This window comes from Pseudomonas sp. JUb42 (assembly GCF_024807945.1).
Lineage (GTDB): Bacteria > Pseudomonadota > Gammaproteobacteria > Pseudomonadales > Pseudomonadaceae > Aquipseudomonas.
In genome coordinates, this window is the sequence record NZ_JANUFD010000016.1 from 134,277 (window position 1) to 149,398 (window position 15,122).

15 protein-coding genes and 1 tRNA gene are annotated in these 15,122 nt (G+C 52.9%); 7 read left to right on the plus strand and 9 right to left on the minus strand.

Annotation, left to right across the window (positions count from 1 at the left end):
* Positions 1 to 1,248: 1,248 nt before the first annotated feature.
* The gene (locus M2401_RS27335; protein WP_259108381.1) at positions 1,249 to 1,647 is read left to right on the plus strand and encodes a hypothetical protein; all 399 of its coding nucleotides are present in this window, start codon (positions 1,249 to 1,251) and stop codon (positions 1,645 to 1,647) included.
* Positions 1,634 to 2,557, plus strand: a complete 924-nt coding sequence (locus M2401_RS27340; RefSeq protein ID WP_259108383.1) for a site-specific integrase — start codon at positions 1,634 to 1,636, stop codon at positions 2,555 to 2,557. The genes M2401_RS27335 and M2401_RS27340 overlap by 14 nt, the downstream gene beginning before the upstream one ends.
* Positions 2,558 to 3,476: 919 nt before the next feature.
* On the opposite strand, the gene M2401_RS27345 is transcribed toward M2401_RS27340, so the two are convergent.
* The 3 genes from M2401_RS27345 to iteA all read right to left on the minus strand — a co-directional run bounded on the left by M2401_RS27345 (position 3,477) and on the right by iteA (position 7,615).
* Positions 3,477 to 4,031: an NYN domain-containing protein gene (locus M2401_RS27345; RefSeq protein WP_090324449.1), complete on the minus strand. Its 555-nt coding sequence runs from the start codon at positions 4,029 to 4,031 to the stop codon at positions 3,477 to 3,479.
* A 166-nt stretch (positions 4,032 to 4,197) separates the two neighbouring features.
* Positions 4,198 to 6,474 carry a S8 family anti-phage peptidase IteS gene (iteS, locus tag M2401_RS27350; RefSeq protein WP_259108387.1) on the minus strand — a complete coding sequence of 759 codons (2,277 nt, stop codon included), beginning with the start codon at positions 6,472 to 6,474 and terminating at the stop codon, positions 4,198 to 4,200.
* Complete coding sequence (gene iteA / locus M2401_RS27355) at positions 6,419 to 7,615, minus strand: anti-phage ATPase IteA (RefSeq protein WP_259108389.1); 1,197 nt, start codon at positions 7,613 to 7,615, stop codon at positions 6,419 to 6,421. Before iteA ends, iteS begins: the two co-directional genes overlap by 56 nt.
* A 646-nt stretch (positions 7,616 to 8,261) precedes the next feature.
* Between iteA and M2401_RS27360 the strand changes: the two genes are divergently transcribed.
* Positions 8,262 to 8,699: a GNAT family N-acetyltransferase gene (locus tag M2401_RS27360; RefSeq protein ID WP_259108391.1), complete on the plus strand. Its 438-nt coding sequence runs from the start codon at positions 8,262 to 8,264 to the stop codon at positions 8,697 to 8,699.
* Between the two features lie 235 nt (positions 8,700 to 8,934).
* On the opposite strand, the gene M2401_RS27365 is transcribed toward M2401_RS27360, so the two are convergent.
* The 3 genes from M2401_RS27365 to M2401_RS27375 form a co-directional block, all read right to left on the minus strand.
* Complete coding sequence (locus tag M2401_RS27365) at positions 8,935 to 9,318, minus strand: hypothetical protein (RefSeq protein ID WP_259108392.1); 384 nt, start codon at positions 9,316 to 9,318, stop codon at positions 8,935 to 8,937.
* Positions 9,315 to 9,851 (minus strand): zinc-binding dehydrogenase, encoded by a 537-nt coding sequence (locus M2401_RS27370; protein WP_259108395.1) that lies wholly within the window; start codon positions 9,849 to 9,851, stop codon positions 9,315 to 9,317. Before M2401_RS27370 ends, M2401_RS27365 begins: the two co-directional genes overlap by 4 nt.
* A 72-nt stretch (positions 9,852 to 9,923) precedes the next feature.
* Entirely contained in the window at positions 9,924 to 10,253 is a 330-nt protein-coding gene (locus tag M2401_RS27375; RefSeq protein WP_259108397.1) for an alcohol dehydrogenase catalytic domain-containing protein, read from the minus strand.
* Positions 10,254 to 10,359: 106 nt separating this feature from the next.
* On the opposite strand from M2401_RS27375, the gene M2401_RS27380 reads away from it, so the two are divergent.
* Positions 10,360 to 10,815 (plus strand): helix-turn-helix domain-containing protein, encoded by a 456-nt coding sequence (locus M2401_RS27380; protein ID WP_259108398.1) that lies wholly within the window; start codon positions 10,360 to 10,362, stop codon positions 10,813 to 10,815.
* 33 nt (positions 10,816 to 10,848) lie between these two features.
* Here the strand turns inward: M2401_RS27380 and M2401_RS27385 are convergent, their stop codons facing one another.
* Complete coding sequence (locus M2401_RS27385) at positions 10,849 to 11,010, minus strand: winged helix-turn-helix transcriptional regulator (protein WP_310504156.1); 162 nt, start codon at positions 11,008 to 11,010, stop codon at positions 10,849 to 10,851.
* A 500-nt stretch (positions 11,011 to 11,510) separates the two neighbouring features.
* On the opposite strand from M2401_RS27385, the gene M2401_RS27390 reads away from it, so the two are divergent.
* From M2401_RS27390 to repC, 3 genes are read left to right on the plus strand one after another with little or no spacing between them, the layout of a single operon-like run.
* Complete coding sequence (locus M2401_RS27390; protein ID WP_259108399.1) at positions 11,511 to 11,762, plus strand: hypothetical protein; 252 nt, start codon at positions 11,511 to 11,513, stop codon at positions 11,760 to 11,762.
* Positions 11,752 to 12,633, plus strand: coding sequence for a helicase RepA family protein (locus M2401_RS27395; protein ID WP_259108401.1), 882 nt, complete (start codon positions 11,752 to 11,754; stop codon positions 12,631 to 12,633). The genes M2401_RS27390 and M2401_RS27395 overlap by 11 nt, the downstream gene beginning before the upstream one ends.
* Positions 12,626 to 13,489: a replication protein C, IncQ-type gene (gene repC, locus M2401_RS27400; protein WP_259108403.1), complete on the plus strand. Its 864-nt coding sequence runs from the start codon at positions 12,626 to 12,628 to the stop codon at positions 13,487 to 13,489. The genes M2401_RS27395 and repC overlap by 8 nt, the downstream gene beginning before the upstream one ends.
* Positions 13,490 to 13,772: 283 nt before the next feature.
* Here repC and M2401_RS27405 read toward each other — a convergent pair whose 3' ends face one another.
* Entirely contained in the window at positions 13,773 to 14,930 is a 1,158-nt protein-coding gene (locus M2401_RS27405) for a site-specific integrase (RefSeq protein WP_259108405.1), read from the minus strand.
* A gap of 105 nt (positions 14,931 to 15,035) precedes the next feature.
* Positions 15,036 to 15,112, minus strand: a tRNA-Ile gene (locus M2401_RS27410).
* Positions 15,113 to 15,122 lie beyond the last annotated feature (10 nt).

The window sequence follows — 15,122 nt, forward strand, 5'->3', positions numbered from 1 at the left end:
CTATCCCTTTTTTATCGAAGCTGATGAAGAAATGAAATGCAGAAGCGTTCCCCCAATAGCAAGGCCAGGGAGACTCCCCAATAGCGGTATTTGGCTTTCACCCCATTGTGCCAATCCGCCGCATAGAACAACCGTAATCGCCATAGCTAATAGGTGGAGACGGCTAGTCCCGCTAAGTACGCTATACACGGATTTGGCACTTTCGCGATCAGATGCGCCGCGTATTTTTCGGAAAATGTTAGCCATTGGAATTACCGTCCTTTGAGGAGGTTTTCGGTTTTACAGCCTTTCTTTTTTTTGGCTTGCGCTTTGACGGCACCTCGCTGAGCCGTTCCATCATTTTCAATACGCTGCGAATACTCATCCCAAATCTCCACCTGAATTGAGAATCAAGAATGCCGCGGTCATTTATTTCTTGCGAGCCAAACTGGGGTGCGCAATTTCGGTGAGTAATTTTCTGAGGGAGTCCGTCAATTAGTAGCAGCTCAAAAATCCTGCGAAAAGTTCACGCATGCGGAAACCTTTGGCGGGTCTAGCAGAGCTTTACGCGCTGCTGCGTGCGAAGCACGCGGCTCTGTCAGGGTGGTTCGCTTCGCTCAACACCATATACAGAGCCGCGTCCCGCGGTCAAAAGCAAAATCGATATGGCACTTCAATTTCTGCATTGACGGCTTTGGCTCAGTCAAAGCAGACTGGCATCGCAGCTTGAGTTCGAACGAACTCACCCCGCTTGTGTTCAAGCTATTGCTTGTCGACAAGGATTGGTTCAGCAGACACTTCTGCAGAACTGATCATGGGAGGCGCCGGGAATGAGCAGCCATTGCTGCCCATCACCGCGTCCGACTGAGCCAGTGCTTAGTCGAAACCCCAAACGGCCTAGCCATTCGTTCTGGTTGCAGCAATGGCTTAGTTGAGAGGTCTGCTTCGCCCTTTCAATTAGTAGCAAAAGCAATGTCTAACTCCTGACATAAAATTGAGTTGTAACCAGGGCGCGTAACCCAGGCGAGGTCTACTGACTTCGAAACTCAGTTGAGTTTGGCAGTGAGAAGCAAACAGTGAGAGTGCTTTCGAGCGCATCGTTGCAATGACCCAAAGTCGTTTGTCACCGAATAAGTCCGACTGAAACGGGGCTAGGCATTCATTGAATGTCGGAATCACAAGCAGGAAGTTTCGAGCGCCCTTTTGAGGTGCAGCTCAACATTCCTCATGCTTTAGTGATTGCTGTAACTTACAGCATGAGCCAACACTATGAATGACAAGCTTTCTCCCTACCGCGATGCGATTTTCTACCGTCATCGCCAACGCTACACCCTAGAAATGATCCAGCTGTGGTTGTTTGAAAGCCATAAGCTATCTGTCTGTAAAAGTGCTATCGCTCGTTCAATCTACAAAAACGTCAAGAGTACATTGATTTTTGAACGCGTAGCCGTTGACTATGAATACCACTATTACCGAACAAAAATTTCAGCTCGACGACAAAAAAGGAATTACAAGGCTCACCTGAGTTTCTACCTAGGGATAATCAAGCATCGGCAAATATGTGGATATAGCGCTATTCAAGTCTATGACTCGCTAATAGAAGAAGGTGTGAAAACCTCCCTCAGTTCTGTTCGTAGAGCAATGAAGGCTGATCATGAAAAAAAATAACGTCCATTTTGTCGTTAAGCAAAAGTCCAAAAACGGACGAACATTTGCCAAAGCTAAGACGCAGGCTGTTGCGCTCAGCAAAGCAATGTACAACTCAGGTCGCTTAGCCAGTTTAGGTACCTCCCACAGCTACGAGGCAAGCTTAAGACTCGCTGCCGAATGGCTTAAACGCAACGGACGCGGTTCTCTAGTTGAATTGACGCCTAAAGCTGCCAAGCAGTATCTGAATGAGCGAGCTGCTTTGGTTGGGCAGAAGACGCTGGATAGGGATCGCCAAGCGCTACAGGCCGTGTTGAGGGCTACTGGGAGATTTAGCGAAAAGAACCGACTGCCGGTTATCAAGGCAGTCAAGCAGCAAGTTTTAGTCAGCCGAAACTACACCGCGGAGCAGTGGAGTTTAGTCATTGAACACCAGACGCCACGTAACGCATTGAGCACAGAATTGGCCGCAGCAGCCGGCTTGAGAGCCCATGAGTTATTCACGTTGCGACCGGTTGAAGAACAACCTATGAGCGACCGACCAGCTGACCCTGTGAAATTTCGGCCTGGTATTCGTTACACGGTGATTGGCAAGGGAGGGTTAATTCGAGAAGTCAGTATTCCAAATAGCTTGGCGGCACGACTTGAGGCGCATCGTCTGGATGAAGCGGTTATACGGATTGATCGTAAGATTCATTACACCTCGCACTACGACATTGGTGCAGGCCAGGCATGGTCACAATCGTTCACCGCAGCCAGCAAAGCAGCGCTTGATTTCAGCAACGGGGGCCATGGTCTACGTCATGCCTATGCTCAGGAAAGACATAGAGAGCTTCAGGTTCTCCTGGGTGATCGTGATCGGGCGAAGCAAGTGGTGTCACAGGAGGTTGGGCATTTTCGTCCTGAGATCACAGATACGTACTTGAGGTAGGATTTACCTGAGCTAAACAGGTGATTTAGCATGCGAAAAATTGAGCAGCTGTTGAATGCACACCGTGGACTACGTAGCCAATTCAAGGCCTTGGAGGATGAGGCGTTTTTGCCGTTATTTGACTAGGTGCTACACGCGCTGCGTGCAGCGGATTTACCAATTTTTTTTGAGAGCTCGTTCGTTTGAAGCGCATGCAAAGGTTTCTTTTCTAGGGCGTTGAACCCCAAAAAACAGGAACTCTCCTTGAGGGGCGCCAGGTCAGCAGGATTCAGAGCTTATTCAGCTATGAATCGTAAGAGAAGCTGCTACACAGAAGTCTTCTCAGGTACGCATCTCTCTTACCCAGCAAGAGAAAAATATGGCGCTGGGAACTGCTTGACCACAGGCTATAAGTTCACGCATGCGTGAACTTATAGCATAGCCATCGCGGCACCAACATTGTGCGTAATTGCATGGACTTGACCACCCATTTGCATTCGACTTGACCAGTCGTTTGCATCGGATTTGACCAGCGCACTGGGTGGCCTTGACCGGCAAAAAACGGCCAAAAGCAGACGGTGCTCTGCCTTTACCTTCTGGCGTCAACTGTAGGCATACACACATGCGCCTCTAGCTCTATCGTGACGACTCCAAAGGCACACGATTTGGTAGATGTAGGCCATGGCCGAGCGGCGATTCGGCGAAACCGGAAGGGCAATAATGGACCGGCAAGACGACGAAGCCTTTTGGTGGCGTGAATGAGAGCGGGCTCAATCGTGAAGGCAGCTGTCACGGCATCGTCGAGTACCTTGGAATGAAGTACATGGCGATTGGTGGCATATAAACCAAGTACCGTCGGGAAACTCAGGGGCCGCTCGCGGGCCCTGAGCTTTTAGTGGGCTGTCATCGGCTATCACAGACAGCGCTTGCCAAGGGAGAGTCAGACGGCATTCCTGCTGCCTGCAAGGAAGGTGATGTGCTCGTATGAAGGCTCTAGCGAGCGGTATACGCCGTGCTCTTCAGCGTATTGGCGAAGGTGCCGATTGCACCCGATATCCCAACTTGCGACTTCAATGTTCCATCCCATTTTGACAGCTCTCTGCAGCGCAGCGATAAAACCCTTCCCATCCAGATGACCATTGCCATCGCCTGTTAGTAGCAGGATCGTTCCAGGCTTTTCAGCGTCGATTATCCGTTGAAGCATGGAAAATTGTATGGCTTGATCCACAGCGACCTCGCCGCCTCCAATCGCACCTCGCTCCTGGGTTTCAACCTCTGCCCCCAGTTGCTCAAAGTATTTCCACAGCAAATCATTGTTCGGCGGAAGCGATCCCCCAACGAATGCGAAATCCATAGGGCGTCCGGCAACAACGGTCATCAACAGGTTTCTGAAATGAACCCTGAATTCACGTTCATGCCCAGGCTCTCGGACGCCACAGTAGTTGCGGCCTACGAGCCAGATATTTGAATTATCCCAAAAGACGTTTAGTGACATTTTGCGATCCTTGCTGCTGGTGATTGATGATTCAATACGCGGAACGTGTCTGCGGCATTCCATTCCAGATGCCACAAAAGCAAAAAATTTGCGCGATCCATCTCAGGGGGCATGACATACCCTCTGAGAGTGACGACTTAAATCAGGACTCGGATTTCACCCGCGTTCAGACTCGGATAGGCGTGTGTACCGGAAGCGCCGCATGAACCCAGTTGACCTGCGCCAAAGCCCTAAGCCCGTCGCTTCTTACGTCAGGATTACCATCCAGAGCCCGGAGTGTGACAATGATGGTCACTGGCAAGGCTTGGGTTAGCACGGGCTCAAAGGCTCGAAGCATCGCTGTAGCTTGAAGTCCCCATGTTGCAACAGCCGTCCCTTGAGGGAAACTCTTGCGATGAACCTTCACCGGTGACCACTTGCTACCGTGCTCGATCTGAGCAGTCTCGTATCCACTCTGTCCTTCCTCTCCATCCATAGGGACTTTCCCTGTGATGTTATTGCCGTCGATCTCACCAAAACTGAGCTCCACGTTGGCACGGACATATTCACTGCCGGCGCCAGGATCAACGGGCGGCGCATATGCAGCGGTGATGATGATCTCACCCCGAAACTTGCCATTATGAATCAGGGCATTTGGAATTGGATATGGTGTCTTCCGCCAACGCATGCCGGGCACCAGATCGGCCTGGAACACCATTGTGAAGCTGTCGTCACTGTCGTACAGGCATTTCAGGATTTCTTCAGGCCTGCCCGCTCCATGGTATCGGCGCTCGAACGCTGCATAATCCGGCGAAGACAGTTGCGCAGAGTGGATCATCAATGCCTTAACGAGCGAAGGTGTTGGAGTCAGTGAAGCATGCCCGGTAATGGCTAGCCACGCATTCGCGGCCATGCCAGACGCAATTGGCGCTGCGAAGCTGGTTCCGAAGTTGTAGTTCAGCTTGTTATCAGGTGTGAGCACTTTAAGGCTACTCGGCCCTACAGCCCATGGGGCATGCACACCGCCTCCTACATGGGTGATATCAGGCTTAGGCGTGAATACAGGACCAGGCCCGCAGCGGGAGTATGGCGTTGGATGTCCGGCTACCGAAAGCGCTCCTGCGGCATCGACGTGACCAACCGATCCTACAGTTAGCGCTCTGACAGACTCACCCGGACATGAAACGCGGTCGGCAAGCTGAGCGGGATCTGGCCAGGTACGACGTGGTTGATCGAGGTAGTTCCCGGCAGCCACGACGAAGAGGACCCCATATTTATCACTGAGGTCATCCAGCGCCATCGACATCTCGCTGAAGGATTGATCATCACATCCAGCACCACCCAGCGAAAGGTTCCACACTTTGATGTCTGGTCGGCGCTGAACAGCCTCCCTCAGCCTCAGCTCCAAATCGCCGAAGGACGATCCGCCAACCTCCAGCGCACAGACGTCATGCACATAAGCCTGTGTGGGAGGAATCCACGAATGTCCGTCATTGAAGTGCGCTGCACCGACGACGAGAGAGGCGACGGCTGTACCGTGCTCGAAGTTCGTATCCGGTGGTAGAACGTAGGTGTCCCGGCTTTTAACCCAATCGGCTATCGCCAAGGCGTCTCTGCTAACACCTGTATCAAAGACTGCCACTGTCGGGTACACGGTGCTGGCAGGCGTGGAGGCACTGCCCGAGGCGACAGTTGCCGGCACGCTGATGGAGTTTCGGCTAAAGAAGGTAGGCTCAGCGTAAATCTGGCGCGCACCTGGATAGTCCAACAAGCTATCGAGGCCAGCTCCATCAAGTCGGTCGATGCGTCGTATGGCAATGAGAGGCAGGCCACGACCGATAGGAATCTCGGAATATTCGATACGTAGCGACTTCAAAAGCCGAAGAATTGCTTCTTGGTTGACGCTGTTGATGTCTGAGCGCTGGTACTGGAAGAGCCTAAGCAGACCGCTGCCTTTTTCCACCAACTCATCGGGTCCACCGGGGTTACGACGAGAACGGCCCCATGGTTCGATTGTTTCGATGGCACTGAGGTTCGCGGTGATTACCTTCGTCTTACGCTGCAAGATTGCAGTGTTGAGCGCCGAAATCGCTCCACCATCTGCCGACACCAGCATTTCATCAATCCTGGCGTGACCTGCAGGCTGCAGCCCAGTCTCCTCGGCGAGCTCTACAGGCCTGTGGGACTTGGCGATACCTTTTTCTCTCAGCCGAAATATGAAAGTCGACAGCTGCAAGGGGTATCGAGCGCGCTCGTTGGAAAGGGCTGAAGAAGCTTGCAGCAATTTTTCCGACAGGACGAGTCTGTAATCGCTATCCACTGGCACGATCAGTTTTTTGCCCCCACCCGGATTTCGTTCTACCGAAGTGAGGTCCCTTGGTGAAAAAGGGACGTGGATAAAGGGATTGTCAGTCCGGGGATTGGGTCGATCCTGAGCCGATTCCGAGCCTTTCTTTGGCGCCATGGTCGTTGTCTTCCTTGATGACTTTGCTTATCTGCCTTATCGATAGGCCATAAAGCTTTGCGAGAGTCCTGATTGAAAAGTATTTAGGGGACCACTCTCTCAGCCAATAAACTTCCGCCTCGACGGTTGATAGCAGTATGCCACCGGCCATCGCCAAATTTAACCCCAGCCTGCGTAACAGCTCCGACTCATTTATCTGGCTGCTGCCAGCAAAAACTGCTGCCCGCTTGGTATCGAGACAGACCTGTTCAATGTTCGCGCCAGTGATGCCTTCCGAGACGTTTGATAAACGTTCGAGGTCGATTCCATCTAGCATGTATGGCAGCAAGAACTGAGCCCACAGTTGCTTGCGCAATGCTGCATCCGGAACGGGCATCGGTATACGAAAACCGAATCGCCTCCACACCGCCGGATCAAGCAGGCGGTCATGATTCGTCGCAGCAATGACAACTGTGTTTTCGGTTAACGCATCAATGTTCTGCAACAGCGCGATCACAACTCGCTGGAGCTCCCCGACATCTCGCTCATTGCCCCTCGCGCTCGCCAAAGCGTCGAACTCGTCCAGAAGGAGCACACACGGGCGTTGCTGGGCGAATTCGAAGACTCGTCTGAGGTTTCTGCTGGTCTGGCCCAAGAGGCTGCTCACAAGAGTGTCGCAACGCACAGTGAGTAGAGGCAGCTTCAACCTGGCCGCAACATGGCGCGCCAGTTTCGTTTTTCCCGTCCCAGGAAGTCCGTACACCAGCAGACGGCTAGGCATCGCTGCATTGACACGTTCTAGCTCGTCATAACGCTGGATATTGGCAAGAAACTCACCGACCCGAACGGCAATTGCACTGGGCAGCAGTAGGCGCGCGTCATCCTCCACCGGATGACTCACGTCCACCGTGTGCAGATGGCTCTCACCATCGACAGGCAAGTTGCCAAAGCTGATGCCGTTCGACGCATCTTGCGCATTTGCCAACGCAACAGGCGCTCGCGCAAGACGCTCACGAATCATCCGAGCTTGCTTGCCGTCTCCCGCGCCTTCCAGTTTGTCGGCAAGCAATCCGGCATAGTTTGACGCCATGCTGGCATTGGCTTTGAGAGCGCCATCCAAGATTTTCAGTATTTCCGAGAGATGTTCCAAGAGCGCGACCAATCCACATGTTCGTTTCAGATTTCGATCGGATTGTAACGCATACTATAATATGCGTTTCAGATTTTGAGCATTTTGAAACGCAAGGCTAGCAGTAAAAAGCACTATTGTCCCAAAGCTGTAGGATCGAGAAGGTCTAGGGCGACGAGACCAAGCTTGAGCGGGAGTGGTCACAAGGCCATGCGCGATTGGAATGAAAAAGGGAAACCCTAAGCCCCATGGAGCCGTGAGGATGACATCGCTTCGAACGGTGTGATGTACTCGCTTCGGATTTCACGGGGTAGGTAGCAGGTAAGGCTAGCGTTTGATACACAACGCTTTCAATAAAAGCTGTCGGCGTCCGTGCCGCTTCGCATCAACGTCCCCTTGGGTCGATTCTGTTGAAAAAGTCGGTTTTCTCAAACTGCCAGAATACTGATCGGCGAAAGCGTCTTTTTTGTGCGCGGCTACGTGAAATCCGACTCCGAATACCTCTGCGGCGATTCTAGATTTCAATCTCAGACGCGTACTTTTCTGCTATGAAAACCACGCCCGACTTTTTCAACAGAATCGGTCGAAAGCTGCCCCTTGCTTGCCCACACTCCGCACATCAAGATCCCTTGGCAACTCAAAAGGGTTTCGTGCCCGATCAGTGAAAGGTTGACCGCAAATGGAGATCCAAAAGGTCACGCACCTGCCGTCACAAATTCCCGCCCTTGAAAAAGAGGCAGTGGCAGAAGGCTTTAGGTTCATCACCCGGCTGACATCGGAATGGCATTCAGGTACCAATCGCTTCGACGCGCCCGGCGAATGCCTCATGGCAGCGTATCTAGACCGCGAACTGGTGGGTATTGGCGGCCTGTCCGTTGATCCATTCACGCATGCTCCTACAGGAAGGCTGCGGCGTGTTTATGTGACTCCTGCGTCACGAGGGCAACAGGTTGGCAGACGACTGGTTAGCGCCTTGCTCGCCCACGCCGCTTTGCATTTTGAAACTGTGCGTCTTTACACCGACACTGCGCAGGGAAGCGCTTTTTACCTGTGCTGCGGCTTCGCAAGAACCGAAGACGCGCAGGCGACGCACATCATGCAGCTCACAAACCTCTGACCATGTCAGCTTCCGGCCAGAAGCTGCCTGCCGAACAGTCGCCCAATCTGATCCCTCCACGCAGCACCTGCTCAGATACCTATCCAGTGATGTGCAATCAATATTCTCTACGTCAACTTCCTGAAAGGAGCTGGCGTGGATCGATATAACACCTACTATCGGCTGAGCCGCACCGATTGATCAAGCCCGTAAGCGGTAGTGCCAGCGCCAATCAGAGCGCTAGCCCCACCCAAGCTCAAGGCTGGAAATACTCAGCCCCCAACTCGTTACCCAAGCACTCCTTCAATGCGGCAGACAACTTGTATACCGCGCTCAAAGGGCCGTGATGAATACCCACACCTGAGATATCGCCTTCCGCATTCATGGTGAGTGTTACAACACCGCGGATGGCCACTCCACCCATCACCAGCGCGTCGTATTCGAGCAATTCTCTATCCGCGAAAGCGGCCCGAAATACCACCGAGTGTTTCTCATACATCCCGCCTACGGTCTGTACGACTTTGATGATCGCTTCCCTACCCTGCAACGAGCGATTGAGGACGGAGGAGATCAGGATGGCGTCCGGCGTCAGCTTATGCAGCCAGGGTGGCGATAATACTGGTGCAGACGGCGGGCTCATGGCGCAATCCTCAATACGACCTTGCCCTGGGTGCTACCGTGCCCCACTAGTGCATGCGCGTTCGCTCCTTCACCTAACGGAAACTCATGACTGACGTGCGGCGTCAGCTGACCCGATTCAACCCACGCAGCGAGTTGTTGCATTCCGGCGCTATCGGACTCAACCGCAACGCTGGAGAAGCGTCGTCCGGCGGCCGCTGCCAAGGCCGGCAGGTGAGCATGACTAAGCCCCAATGCTGTGACGACGATGCCACCTGGCTTGAGCACTGACAACGATCGCTCCGCGTATTCTTGACCCACAGTGTCGAACGCCACATCGATGTCGCTGAGTACCGTTGTGAAGTCGACCGCCTGATAATCGATCACTTGATCGGCCCCAAGGCTGCGAACGAAGTCGCGTTTACCGGCGCTGGCGGTTGTCACGACATACGCCCCGAGCGCTTTGGCAATCTGCACAGCGACGTGACCTAACCCGCCTCCGCCGCCATGGATCAGCACGCGTTGGCCCGGCTCAATCTGCGCGATTTCGCCCAACGCCTGCAACGCTGTTAGCCCAACCAGTGGCAGCGCCGCTGCTTGTACGTGGCTAAGGCGCGTGGGTTTTAACTAGAAGTGGCGCGATGGCGCAGCAACGTATTCGGCGTAAGCGTTAGCGGCGCGCGGGAACAAAGGCATGCCAAAGACTTCGTCTCCCACTTTGAAGCGAGTAGAGCCGATATCGACTTCTTCAACCACCCCTGACACGTCCCAACCCGGCACGAACGGCACTTCGCCCAGTAGTGGGAATGCGCCCGACCGCACGCTCAAGTCAACAGGGTTGATCGAAGCAGCATGTACCCGTACCAGCACCTCGGTGAAGTTGCGCACTGGCTTGGGGAGATCGACCAACTCAAGCACCTCGGGGCCGCCTACGCGGTATTGAATCAAGCTCTTCATGGTTTCAAATTCCCAGATAAAAGCTCTGAAATAGAGCCGGCACAGCTATACTCGGCGACGCGATCTCCTTTGTAAATTAGGCACCTTTTAGTGCTATAGGTACCCAATGGATACTAACTTCAATCATCTTTCTCGTACCGAAATCGGTAAAATTCGGGCAGGTGACGTGTACGACGTCACCTGCCCATCGCGCAGTGTGATTCAGATGCTGGCGGATAAATGGACGATGCTGGTGATCGATTCCTTGTCGCGTGGGCCGATGAGATTCGGTGAATTGCGCCGGCAAGTCGGCGGCGTGACGCAGAAGATGTTGACCCAAACCTTGCGCTTGCTGGAACGAGACGGTCTGGTCTTGCGAGAGGTCTACCCGAGTGCGCCGCCCAGTGTGGAGTATTCGCTGACGCCGCTTGGGGTCAGCATCACCGCAATCACTGAACAGATGTGCCTCTGGGCGCAGGACAATTTAAAACCGGTGTTGGTGGCGCGGCTCGATTACGACACCCGCATGGCACGGGAGGAGCAACTGCGACCAAGCCCCACGAAAGCGCGTAGCGAACGATAACAGCCTACTTAGCCCTTTAGCGATCCGCGCATTTCAGCATGCTATCCAGCCCCGGAAGAAGCTGCCGGCCCCGTACTGTGAGGCGGCAATCCACACACGGGGCATCTCATCGTAAATGGTGCGAGTGAGCAGCCCATCGTGTTCTAACCCGCGCAACTCCTGAGCCAGCATTTTCTGCGAAATCAGGTTCTTCATCGTGTATGGATACAGCCGAAAGTCTCCTTTGGGTCGACTTCTGCCAGTCAGGGCTACCCTGTGCTGGTCAAACCCGATGCAAACGACTGGTCAAGTCGAATGCAAATGAGTGGTCAGGTGTAGTGCAATTACCCAGCTACACCGAAGTCCTCTCAGGTACGCATCTCTCTTACCCAGAGAAAAATATGGCGCTGGGAACTGCTTGAATACAGGCCATAAGTTCACGCATGCGTGAACTTATGGCCTAGCCATCGTGGCACCGACATTGCGTCTGCCCCCATTAATGCGGGAATCTGATAGCCGGTCAGATGCTGACTTGCGCCACGCGAAGATAGCCCACGCTGTCTGCGGAAATCCATTTTTATGCTTCGGAAGACAACGCTGCTACTCCCATAGCTGGACATTCCTGAGGCTAAACGAAAAAGACTGCATTCGTTTTGCCTATTTTGGGGCAGTACCTTCCCACTATTGAGAGAATCAGCCCAAAGAAAGATTTTGAAATGAGTCCACAGATAGAACGTATTGAGCGGCAGCTCACCGAGAAGTACGGACCCCTGCTCACCAAAAAACAGCTAGCGGATCTGCTGCACCGGAGCAACAAGGGTTTGGACTACACTCTGTCTCATCCAACCGAAAGCGATTTTGCAGCCTCTCTCTACCGAATGAAGCTTCGGCTCGGCAGGCTGATTTATTTTCGCTCGATTGATATCGCGACGCTCCTGGCTGGGGAGGAGTCGCCTGATGCGCATTAATGTTGAGACTGCATTTGAGCAAAAACCTTTAGCTCTAGATTTTATTTGGCATGGATTCCTGAGCGGCACCGTCGGCGCATTGGTGTCCCCAGGAGGCGTAGGCAAAAGTTACTGGGCATTGTTAGCTGCAATGGCTATCGCATGCCGCGTGAAAGGCGGCGACCTCATTGGTGTCAAACCTCACAAAACGGGAAAGGTTGTCTACATAGCGGGGGAGGATCCTGGGTTAGTTATAGCCCAGCGTATCCACGCCATCGGAGTGCATTTCACCGATCAGGCAAAGCAGGATATCTCTAACAACCTCGTCATCGAATCTATGACGGGGGAGAGGCTCGACATCATGAGCGAAGCGGGTATCGAGCGCGTTCTCAGCTTGGCTGATAAACCGAGGCTAATCATCCTAGACACCCTGAGCCGTATCCATCAACTCGATGAAAACAGCAATCGGGACATGGCCCTGCTCATTACGAGACTTGAGCAGCTAGCGGTAATTAGCGGTGCATCCGTTCTGTTCCTGCACCATGTAAGCAAAACGAGCGGGCGTGATGCCAATACGGATCAAAGATCTTCCCGAGGTGCGTCTGCATTGATCGATAACAGTCGGTGGTGCGGATACCTCACGCCAATGACCCCAGAAGAGTCGAATCGTTGGTTCGAGAAAGACGCTGTGACGCCCATCGGAGTCAACGGCGCTCAGAATTATCTAAGATTTGGAGAGAACAAAAGGAACTTCGCATCCGCCAAGGAGGGGGCTCAATGGTATCAGCGATCTGAAGAAGGCGTGCTTGTATGCGCGACGTTACATTCCGCCACTGGGCAAGTTGGTCCACGTAAGCCATCTCCACGGAGTAAGAGAGCAGCCAATGCGTAAGCCAACTGAACTAGGTGGAGATGCCGTTAGCTTTGTAATGCAGGATCCAGCTATAGCCTATGCCCTACTTTTTAGGTCGTTTAGTCCAGGCTACAGACCTAAAGGGTTAGAAGTCACATCGGAACATGCAGGTTCTAGGTTTACGTTCACTTGCTGGGAGTGGCTTGACGTTCGGGATCAGTCCGTATTGTTGGCAGTCGTTGGCATGGCTGCCATGGGGCAGGAGCTTTATTCTGACAGTAGTGACCCCATAGATATTGAGTTGTGGGAAAAGCTGTCTCCTCGTCATGGCCTAGTCAACAGTGTCGCGCCAGTTTTTGCTACAACATGCTACAAGCTCCTTAAGGCCGCAGGCCACTACACCAGGATCCAGGACTATAAGAGGTTGAAGGACAGCCTGTACAGGCTGTCTCAGGTTGGCTGTAGAGTCTACGAACATGACAAAGAATATTCGATGCAGTTGCTTAGCTACCTCACCACTCCAGACGGCAATATTCAAATAGCATTGAATAGTCGATTTACAGACATTTTTTCCAGCGGGCAATACATACGAGTGAGCCTAGATGAGCGAAGAAAATTGCGGCTGGACTGCTCCAAGCTGCTACACGCTTGGTTGACAACAAGTATCAACCCAGGGAGTGCCGGTTATTGGACCAAGGTGGATTCTCTTGTGATGAAAGTTTGGGGGGTACCTTCTAACGTTCCGAGCACGGAGCGCTCGCGGCGGGCCCAGATATGCAGCGCGTTGAAGGAGATCGGGAAGCTGGCTGGTTGGGGGGTAAAAACGCTTTATAAGGGGTCGCAAGCACAGGTACAGGTGAAGCGTCCTCGTCTCGACGTAAAGCGTTTGGTATGACGTAATCACCAACGGAATATGACGTAATCGCCGTCAAATCATGACGTAAGTGCCAACGTAAAAAATGAAATAAAAAGCTAAAAGTCCTTTTAAATCATTTGCTTGTCACGTTTATATTTTTTCCGCTTTAAGATACTTCATGAGTATCTATGCCAGCGCAGTCCATGTCTGGCGACATGACTGGCTGGGCTGGCGCGGGAGGAGAGGAAACGGGCTGTTAATTCTGATCAGGTGCTTTTGATTTTACGTCCGATCGCATCAGCTCCAATATTTGGACGAAATCCTATGCGATTTCTCCGAAGGCCTCACTAAGGATGTCCTCACGATGGATCTGGTCTGTCTCTGGAAGCTTCTGGTCGCGAGGAAGGCCTCGGGTACTTTTTGATCTCTTGGGGATCCTATCAAGCTTCTCTACGAGGTCCTCAGCCCGCAGGTGTGTGTAGCGCTTAAGCATCTGCATACTTTTGTGCCCACTTATAGCAGACACCTCTTGGTCAGACAGTCCACCCTCAACCAATCGGCTGACGGCCTCATGACGCAGATCGTGAAATCGTAGGTCCTGCATTCCGAGCCGTTGCTTCAGAGTCCCCCAGACTTTCGTGAATGCATATGGCCTGCGCTTCCCATCCTTTCCCGGTTCTCCGAAGAAGATCAAGAAGCAATCATCTGGCCTCAAATCGTTATCAAGTGCGGCTTGAAAAACCTCTGTGGCACGCTTGGTCAGCGGAACAGTTCTGGCTGCGTCGTTTTTAGTATTGGAAAGGCGTACGACTCGTTTTTCCAGATCAACCTGCGAAATGCGTAATGATGAAATCTCAGACGAACGCATGCCGCTTTCTAAGGCTATTTGAACTATCCAGCCAAGCATGGGGTTGCTATGTGCAATGACCGCGTTGAGGAGACGGCTTTCCTCTGCCGCGGATAACCTCCGATCACGACCGTCTCCAGGTCTAGGCTTACGAATGTTCATCACTGGGTTGTAGGTCAGGCCCACACCCCATTCCTTGATTGCGGTAGAGTAAAGATGGCTCAGAAGCGCGAGCTCAAGCCGAACGGTGTTGTTGCTGATCCTTCCTCCACGGAAAGGCTCCGCCAGGCGCCTGTCGCGATACCCTGCGATGACTTCACTTGAAAGCGCTGCGAGAGAATACTTGCCCAGCTCATCCGTTAGCTTTTTGGCTTTACTGATCTCCCCTCGTTGCGTTGTAGGCTTTTTCGTAGGGGTGATTTCTGAGAGGTAGCGTTTTAGGGCTGCCGCGATTGTCATTCGCTCTGAGCCGCTTCGCTGTATATACACACCCCTGACCATTTCGTCTTCGGCTCGACGTGACCAGTCTTCGGCATCACGTTTAGTGCGGAAGGTCTTCGACACGGTTGGCCAGCCATTTTTACGAATGACTGCTTTCCACGTACCAGAGGGGGTTTTTACGAGAGTTGCCATACACTACTCCGAGGACGGTCGGTACGGACTGTACCGAAACTGTACCTCGGGAACATCTGATTATGGCGTCAGAAACTGCAGCGACGCTGCAGCCCTTGATTCATATGGTGGGCCCACACGGACTCGAACCGTGGACCAAAGGATTATGAGTCCTCTGCTCTAACCGACTGAGCTATAGGCCCTCAGTAGGTC

Coding starts and splice junctions, on each gene's coding strand:
- M2401_RS27340 (WP_259108383.1), top strand. CDS start 1,634: ATGAAAAAAAATAACGTCCATTTTGTCGTTAAGCAAAAGTCCAAAAAC.
- repC (WP_259108403.1), top strand. CDS start 12,626: ATGCGTAAGCCAACTGAACTAGGTGGAGATGCCGTTAGCTTTGTAATG.
- M2401_RS27395 (WP_259108401.1), top strand. CDS start 11,752: ATGCGCATTAATGTTGAGACTGCATTTGAGCAAAAACCTTTAGCTCTA.
- M2401_RS27390 (WP_259108399.1), top strand. CDS start 11,511: ATGAGTCCACAGATAGAACGTATTGAGCGGCAGCTCACCGAGAAGTAC.
- M2401_RS27380 (WP_259108398.1), top strand. CDS start 10,360: ATGGATACTAACTTCAATCATCTTTCTCGTACCGAAATCGGTAAAATT.
- iteS (WP_259108387.1), bottom strand. CDS start 6,474: ATGGCGCCAAAGAAAGGCTCGGAATCGGCTCAGGATCGACCCAATCCC.
- M2401_RS27405 (WP_259108405.1), bottom strand. CDS start 14,930: ATGGCAACTCTCGTAAAAACCCCCTCTGGTACGTGGAAAGCAGTCATT.
- M2401_RS27345 (WP_090324449.1), bottom strand. CDS start 4,031: ATGTCACTAAACGTCTTTTGGGATAATTCAAATATCTGGCTCGTAGGC.
- M2401_RS27385 (WP_310504156.1), bottom strand. CDS start 11,010: ATGAAGAACCTGATTTCGCAGAAAATGCTGGCTCAGGAGTTGCGCGGG.
- M2401_RS27365 (WP_259108392.1), bottom strand. CDS start 9,318: ATGAGCCCGCCGTCTGCACCAGTATTATCGCCACCCTGGCTGCATAAG.
- M2401_RS27335 (WP_259108381.1), top strand. CDS start 1,249: ATGAATGACAAGCTTTCTCCCTACCGCGATGCGATTTTCTACCGTCAT.
- M2401_RS27360 (WP_259108391.1), top strand. CDS start 8,262: ATGGAGATCCAAAAGGTCACGCACCTGCCGTCACAAATTCCCGCCCTT.
- M2401_RS27375 (WP_259108397.1), bottom strand. CDS start 10,253: ATGAAGAGCTTGATTCAATACCGCGTAGGCGGCCCCGAGGTGCTTGAG.